We start from the raw sequence: 7,361 nt of genomic DNA on the forward strand, positions 1-7,361 counted from the left end.
TACCCGCATCTACCGACCTTAAGGCTAGCCTTAAAGCCACATGCTTCCTCGGAAGCCGGTCACCGAACAAGACGGTCTCCGCCGGAGGGATACACAGGATCAACATGTCGGACGTACGCCTCGAGCTCATGGATCGCCTCGGGCATGCTGTCGAACCAGTAGTCGAGAACATAGCGCCGTGATGCGCCCTGAAGGCCGCCGACCAAAGGATTGTAGAAAAGATACTCGTAAGGGTGGAGCCTCACCAGTGTCGCTGTGTTCCAGAGGAAGCATGCCGTGATGGCAGCCAGTCCTGCAAAGGCGGCCCGGCGATCGCGCGTCGTGAGCGCCGCCACGACGGCGTCGAGCCCGACGCCTGCGAGGACCGCCAGCGGCGGAATAACGAACAAGAAATGGCGAAAGCCGGTGAAAGCCGGACCGTCCCATATGACCTGGCAAGCCAGTGGAAACATCACTGTCAGCGCTACTAGGGTGAGATCTCTTTGCTTCTCCTGCGTCAGACCGGTGGTCGAACGCGGCAACAGCGCAGCCACCACTCCTAGAGCCGCGCCGACCAGCGTCAGTAGCGGCACGCGGATCAAGATGTAAATGGGCACGTAGAACCGAGGCACGTGCGCCATCTCGTAAACCTTGCCGTCGAGGATGGTCCGAATTGCATAATGAAACTCCGAGAATGCGAGCAGGCCCCGGATCGGATTGAGCGGTGCCAGTGCCGCCCACGGCCATGCCACGATCATGATGATATAAGCGAGCAGCAGCGCCGGCATGAGGCGCAGCGACGACTCGATGACGAAACGCCAGCGGGCGCGACCGTAACCGAGCCATGGCCGTGGCAGGTAAAGGGCGATTGCGAAGCCGATGTAGATCAGAAGCAGCAGCCCCAAGACTCGCATGCCGACCGCAGCCCCGGTCAGGAGGCCGAACGCCGCTATGTCGCTCGATCGAGGTCTCGGCAGCGCTCGTGCTATGCGGATGAGGAACAGAGTCGCGCCCAACATGCCGGCGGCAAACGGGACATCCTTTGTGTGATTGAACATGGTGCCATACCAGGCGCCGCAGACGCTCAAGGCGATCGCCGCGATCAAGCCCGCGCGCGGACCTGCGATCAGTCGCGCAGTGGCTGCGGCAGCGCCGATCCCACTGATGCCGATCAGCGCGCACAGAATGTGGCGCAGATCGTAGGGATTGATCGGAATGAGGTGGCTGAGGGAAACGGCAATGATGTCAAACAGGCCGCCATAGAGGTAGAGGTTCTGAAAGCTGAATACGCTCTCGTCTCGAAAGCCGCTCGTATAATAGGCGATAATCAATTCGCCATAGTGATGCTGAACACCTTCATCGTTGGAGATTGCGTAGTCTTTAAAAGTGAACAGCGCGATCACGACGAGCGCGGCAATGAGGACTATAATAGCGACATCGCAGGCGCTACAGCGCTTGGTCCATCGCACAAGCTTGCTCAAAGCTTTCTCTGTGCGGCCGGGATTACCCTCGGTCAGCTTCGCCTCGATCCTGGTGTCGGTCATTTCGTCAGGGCTAGGTCGGTGAATCCAGCGGGAGAAAGCGCCCCGACGTACGTGACCGCGGTCACTTCAGGAACTTGCTCAATTGGAGGAAAGCAGAGCGCAAGCAAGACGGCAATTCCCCCAATACGAAAGGATTATGCACTACTCATGGTCAGCCTTGGGAATACCCTGGTATGGAAATTCAGTCGGTTGTCAGATCGGGGCCGCTTTGCGGTAGTCGGTAGAAAGTGCGAGTTGCGCAGGGACCCGGTCTTCGGTAGCCCTGCTGGAAGGCATAACCCGCTGGTGTCGACGAAGGCGCGCCGCATCGAGCAGCATTTGAGCCGCCCATCGATAAACGTTTCGCTCGCGTACGAGATCTCGCATCAGCCTTATACGATCTCGCTGCTCCGCGGGCGACATCCGCAGCGCCTGCAGGAACACCTCAGCCATCCCGTGGGTATCATACGGATTTACAATGAGCGCCTCAGACAGCTCGCGTGAGGCGCCTGCGAAGCTCGACAAGATCAGTACGCCTTGCTCGTCGTCTCGTGCAGCGACGAACTCCTTGGCCACGAGATTCATGCCGTCGTGCAGGCTGGAGACGATGCACATGTCCGCGGCTCGGAAAAGCTCGAACACCTCATCCGGCTCATGATGCCGTATGACAAGCCGTATGGGCTGGAAACCGTCTTTGTCGTGCCGGGCGTTGATCTTTGAAACGAGTTGCTCGGCCTCCGTTTGCAACGCGCTGTAAGCACCGAGCTTGCTGCGGGTGGGGGCTGCTGCCTGAATCAAGACGAACCGGCCAATCCATTCGGGGTGACACGTCAGGAGGTCGTCGACCGCGCGGATGCGATCAAGGATACCCTTGGTGTAATCGAAGCGCTCGATACCTACGGCGATACGGACATCAGCCGGCAGCGCGAACCGCTGGCGGACGGCGTCGCGACATTCACGCACGGGCGCTTGTTCGGCGAGGGCCGCGGGTGGCCATTCAATCGAGATGGGATACGGCCTGATCAGTGTTTCGTGGCTCCCGAAGGTGACGGAAGCATGTTCACGGTCGATGCGGCTCTCCATGAAGCGATCCGCCGCTTCCAGAAAATTGTTGCAATGGAATTGGGTCTGGAAGCCTAGAATGGTGCTTCCCAGGAGGCCGTCGATGATTTCCTGGCGCCAGGGGCAGATGCCAAAGGTTTCTGCGTTAGGCCAGGGGATATGCCAGAACGTGATGATCGTAGCCTTTGGCAGCCGATCGCGGATCATCCGTGGAAGGAGAGCGAAATGATAATCCTGCACGAGGACGATTGGGTCATCGCGGGTCGCCTCCTGAACCACCACATCGGCGAAGCGTTCATTGACCTTGCGATACTGGAGCCAGTCCTCCTCTCGAAAGTTCGGACGAACGAATGCGATATGGCAGAGTGGCCATAAACCTTCGTTGGCGAGACCGTAGTAATAGCCGCTCTGCTCGTTATCCGAGAGCCATACCCGCCGTAGTACATAGGTAGGGTCGGAGGGAGGCACGCGAATCCTGTCGTTGGCATCAACGGTCTCACGATCGGCAGATCCTGAGCCATGAGCAATCCAGGTCCCGCCGCAAGCCCGCATCACCGGCTGAAGCGCGGCGACTAGTCCGCTCGCTGGGCTTTGCAACGTGATCGCGCCGGAGGAGCGGTTGTGGATGTAAGGCTCTCGGTTGGAGACGACGATGACCTGGGATGACGGCAGTTCCTCGACAAGGAGGCGATGCAGGGTTTTTGACGACCACTCGACATGAATGCCGTTGGCAAAACGGCGCTCCATGCGTAACTCGGAAAGCGCCGCGTGAACTTCGCGGCTGATCGCAAAGTCGTTTCGCTGAAAGGCTTGGGGGGCCGTGCCTGGCTCTGTGTCAATGAGGGCGCCACGAATGGAGCGGGTCCACGCACGCGTCAGGGCGAGGAAGATCGTAGTCGCGAGCAGGCCCAGGCCCAGTGTCACCCCGACAAGGGCCAGCACGGTATAAAGGCGCGCCTCGCTGGTCCGCTCGTCGATAAAGGCGAGATCATGCAGCACCAGAAGGTGGCCAGTCGAGGCTCCCGCCGCGATCGGAAAAGAGCTGATATGTATCCGTCGCCCGGAATCCATTGCCGTCGTGAAAGCGCCGGACTTGCCTCGCTTCACGCTGTCACAGTTGATTGAGTTCGGAAATTCCTTGGTTGCGTAACGCAATTGCCCCTGCGCCGTGCAGAACCCGAGCGCAAGGATACGTTCATCCTCGCTAATTCGCTGGAACACCGGAACAAGGCCGATCTCCGGGTTCGCTGTCATCGCCATGGCGACCTGATCCCGGATCGACCGGAAGACAAGACGTGAACGAAGATCGATGTCGCGCTGGGACCAGTCCTCAACCATGACCGATGCGAGGAGGGTGAGCGCCGCGATCACCAGCCCGGTGGCGGCGAGACCCAGCAGCGCGTACCGTGCAAGAGGACCGCGGAACGGCCAACTGGCGTCGATGCGCCGCGTCAATCTGCGATCGCGTTGTTTGACCTCGCCCTCGATATGGTCTGTCCGATTTGCCATCGCCAAATATCCAGTCTACTGCGACCTTGTATGGTGGGCCATACGGATAGATTCGAGGATCCTCTAGTATTCCGGTCTCGGTGGGTGCGCATCCTCATGCGCCTGGTTGTTATGCTCCTGGCTGGCCTTCTGCAGGTAAGCGATGATGTCGTGGCGGGACGGAGCATCGAGTACGCGAACCGGCATTCGTGCTCCGGGCACTAATGTCTGAGGCCCAGCTAGCCATTGATCAAGCTTGTCCGGAGACCAGGTGAGTCCCGCGCTCTTTAGCGCCGGCGAATAGTTGTAGCCGACAGCGGAGCCCGCCGCGCGACCGATCACCCCTTCGAGCATGGGTCCAGTCTTGTTGCGGTCCAACGCGTGGCACGCGGTGCACCGTTGCGTGAAGATCTCTTGGCCATGGACCGCATCCGGCGCAGCATTGGCCAGAAAACGCGACAGACTCTTTGCCTGCGAGGGGCTTACCGAGCGGCCAAACGTGTAGCTCAGCGTTATCGTATCGACGTGATCCATGTCCGAGTCCTTGGCAAAGGCCGAATCGACATAGAAGACGACGGGCATGTCCACTTTCTGATGCGGATCGAGGCGCTCTTCATTGAAACAGAAGCATTGGATCTTGTTGAAATAGATGCCGCTCGTCTCTGGAGTGACGTTGAACGTCGCGTGCCCAGTGGTCGTCTCGTTGCTGAGATTTTCTGCGGAAAAGAACACGAGCTTCTGTTCGCCGAGATGAACGGTCACGGAGCGCTGTTCCGGTTCGAACCGCCACGGCAGCCCGGGCGCGACGTTGCTGTCGAACGCAACTGTTACCGTCTGTTTGGAAGCGGTGGTTGGATCGGCAAATGCTCTTTGCGTCGTCCCGCCGTACCCCGTTGCGCCACAGAACGCACGATAGAGTTCCGGCGAATAAGCGACCAGGCCGGACATGAAAGCGAGGCCGATGAAGCAAGGCACGAGAACGTTGAGGTTCTTCCGGACGCGTGGCTCCATCGTCATTCCCAATTCTCACGGCCCCCACGGCTCACACTGCTGTACATCGATTGTTTTGTAGCGTCCACCTGTGCGGCAAGGCTGGTCTCGCGAAGGCGAGACCTGAACAGTCGCTCGATGTTTATGCGATGCTCGAGCCCCGAAACTTGTCTGTCGGAACAAGCCGACACATTGCTATGTCGACAACCGAATCTCAGCTTGAAGAACCGCCCAGATCTCGATCCGAGATATATTGATCTATTTCAATCAATGGCGATCGTATTCGGGGCGCGCTAACTTCAACGTCTGAATCAGCACCGACTGCCGAGAGCACGAGGCGTCTGTACTCGCCTTCGATCAATCTGAAGCAATTGCAGCATATGCTGGATAACTCAGCATAGTTCTCGACCTTGACCAGGCCTCGTTTGGTTGAAATCGTTCCCTCGTTCTGAAGAACCTCAAGGCATTCCGTAACACTCGCGCGCCGGACGCCGAGCAATTCCGCGAGCACTCCGTGAGTAAGTGGGATCTCATCATCAGCCAGGGCACTTCGGGCCACAAGCAGCCAACGAGCAAGTCTGTGCTTGAGACCGTGGTACGAATTACAGGCTCCCGATTGGGAGGTCTGCGCGAGTACAACTGCCAAATATCGTTCCACGACAGAGCGCAATTGCGGCAGCGAGCCGAGAATCTCACAGAACTCACGCGTTCTAATCCGCAGTGCTTCGCCGGCTACCTGAACAGTTCTCCGATGCAGGGGAGCCGCATTGGCCGCGAGCATGATCGGAGCACCAACTAGTCCCTCCGATCCTATCAGCCAAACCTCGACGAATTTGTCGCGGCCGACTCTCGCTGCAACTGAAACAAGTCCACTTTCGACAAAGTAGACGTACTCCATTGGCAGCTTGTAGTGATGCAGAATCCGCCGAGGTACGAGTTTGGTTCGTTCGCAAAGCCTGAGAACGCGAGAGAGTTCATCGGTTGGTATAAGACGAAGCAGCTTGTTCTGAACCTGCGTCACCATGCGCTCTTCCAGTGCTCCATACGGCGATGCGTACTCCGTCGTTGTTCCGAGAGCATGGCCTGCTGCTGGCCGCACAAGGTCGCCTGAGGCCAGTGCGGACATCTCCTAAAATACCGATATCCCTCCGACTCGCTTAGTTCATCTGAACTAAAGTATGAACTCTCCCCGCGATGTTCCACAGCGACAAAATCGGCTTCTGGTACGGTATCGTACCGTTCGCGGGTCGATTTGCCTAATCGGCCCACGTCCCTCTTATGCCATATTCGATCGCCCGAGATCATGAAGGTGCAGTATGTCGGATTGCGATGCGCTGGTGGCCGCCGTTGAAGAGGCGCAGCGGATCTTGAATATTTATGACTGCGCCGTCCTCAGGCGAAATCAGGACGAATTGTTGGCAATGCCTCAGTTTATCTTGTGCGATCCATCTGTTGCACTTGCTCTCCGACGGTTGAGGAATAGGTCCCGCTTGAGCCTGGTAGGGTGATGCAACTGACCGCGAATAGCTGAAAATGGGCAGAAGTCCGCGGTTCGCCGTCCCGAAACAACCGCTGAGCCAAAGCTCAGCCGCAGACAGGAGCGTGCAGACCATTGGCCATGGCCAATCATTTCGTTCTCGTCGCGAGACCTTCACCGAACTCTCACAATCTGCCGCGCCGTGAGCCCGAGATAGCAAATGCCTGAAGAGCCATTACCCGAAGAAGTTCGGGATTTGGTCCTGCGACATATCGACTCGGTGGCTCAACTCGAAGCTCTTCTATTCCTGCGTACGCACCCAAACGAACCGTGGGACGTCGCATCGGTGGCGAGGCGCCTGTATGCGCCGATTGGCGAGATGGCCGCTGCGTTGAGCGGCCTCTGCAAGGATGGATTTTTGATACGGCAGGGCGAGTTCTACCTTTACGCGCCGAAATCGGATTACAACACTCAAGTCACCGCACTGGCGGAAGCCTATGCACGCCACCTGATCCCGATTACAAACCTAATTCACGCAAAACCACGCAACATCAGAGCGTTCTCGGACGCGTTTAAGTTCCGGAAGGACTAGATATTCTATGGCGGCGGTGATCTACAGTCTGTGCGCAATCACGAGTGCCCTGTCCGCAGGCTTGTTGATTCGCGCGTTTCTGCGCACGCGCTCCCGTCTCCTTTTATGGAGTTCGATCTGCTTCACTGGACTTTCCTTGAATAACGTCGCGTTATGGGTGTGCGCCGTGACAAGGCGGCGCTTTCCAGTGGGTGCAAGCCCCATCCGGCAAACGCTCCAGCCGGAAGCAATCGGAGCAGTCATGGAGGTA

General features: G+C 58.1%; 6 protein-coding genes. 2 read left to right on the forward strand and 4 right to left on the reverse strand.

Features of this window, described 5'->3' with window-relative positions; genetic code table 11:
• Positions 1-59: 59 nt before the first annotated feature.
• The 4 genes from ABIA96_RS36320 to ABIA96_RS36335 form a co-directional block, all read right to left on the reverse strand.
• Positions 60-1,523 (reverse strand): glycosyltransferase family 39 protein, encoded by a 1,464-nt coding sequence (locus tag ABIA96_RS36320; protein ID WP_354141692.1) that lies wholly within the window; start codon positions 1,521-1,523, stop codon positions 60-62.
• A gap of 192 nt (positions 1,524-1,715) precedes the next feature.
• Positions 1,716-4,073, reverse strand: coding sequence for an alpha,alpha-trehalose-phosphate synthase (UDP-forming) (locus ABIA96_RS36325; RefSeq protein ID WP_354141693.1), 2,358 nt, complete (start codon positions 4,071-4,073; stop codon positions 1,716-1,718).
• 63 nt (positions 4,074-4,136) lie between these two features.
• Positions 4,137-5,069: a cytochrome c oxidase assembly protein gene (locus tag ABIA96_RS36330; protein WP_354141694.1), complete on the reverse strand. Its 933-nt coding sequence runs from the start codon at positions 5,067-5,069 to the stop codon at positions 4,137-4,139.
• Between the two features lie 187 nt (positions 5,070-5,256).
• On the reverse strand, positions 5,257-6,066 hold the full coding sequence (locus ABIA96_RS36335; RefSeq protein WP_354141695.1) for a Crp/Fnr family transcriptional regulator: 810 nt from the start codon (positions 6,064-6,066) through the stop codon (positions 5,257-5,259).
• Positions 6,067-6,739: 673 nt separating this feature from the next.
• Here ABIA96_RS36335 and ABIA96_RS36340 point away from each other — a divergent pair.
• Complete coding sequence (locus tag ABIA96_RS36340; protein WP_354141696.1) at positions 6,740-7,111, forward strand: hypothetical protein; 372 nt, start codon at positions 6,740-6,742, stop codon at positions 7,109-7,111.
• Positions 7,112-7,118: 7 nt separating this feature from the next.
• Positions 7,119-7,361, forward strand: a 243-nt coding sequence (locus ABIA96_RS36345; protein WP_354141697.1) for a DUF5985 family protein, incomplete at its 3' end; no start/stop codon positions are given.

The organism is Bradyrhizobium sp. LB11.1, assembly GCF_040549385.1.
In the GTDB taxonomy this organism is placed as follows: Bacteria; Pseudomonadota; Alphaproteobacteria; order Rhizobiales; family Xanthobacteraceae; genus Bradyrhizobium.

What these genes read in the sequence shown, in the direction of transcription:
- ABIA96_RS36320 (WP_354141692.1), bottom strand. Translation starts at nt 1,523, where the DNA reads ATGACCGACACCAGGATCGAGGCGAAGCTGACCGAGGGTAATCCCGGC.
- ABIA96_RS36335 (WP_354141695.1), bottom strand. Translation starts at nt 6,066, where the DNA reads ATGGTGACGCAGGTTCAGAACAAGCTGCTTCGTCTTATACCAACCGAT.
- ABIA96_RS36340 (WP_354141696.1), top strand. Translation starts at nt 6,740, where the DNA reads ATGCCTGAAGAGCCATTACCCGAAGAAGTTCGGGATTTGGTCCTGCGA.
- ABIA96_RS36330 (WP_354141694.1), bottom strand. Translation starts at nt 5,069, where the DNA reads ATGACGATGGAGCCACGCGTCCGGAAGAACCTCAACGTTCTCGTGCCT.
- ABIA96_RS36325 (WP_354141693.1), bottom strand. Translation starts at nt 4,073, where the DNA reads ATGGCAAATCGGACAGACCATATCGAGGGCGAGGTCAAACAACGCGAT.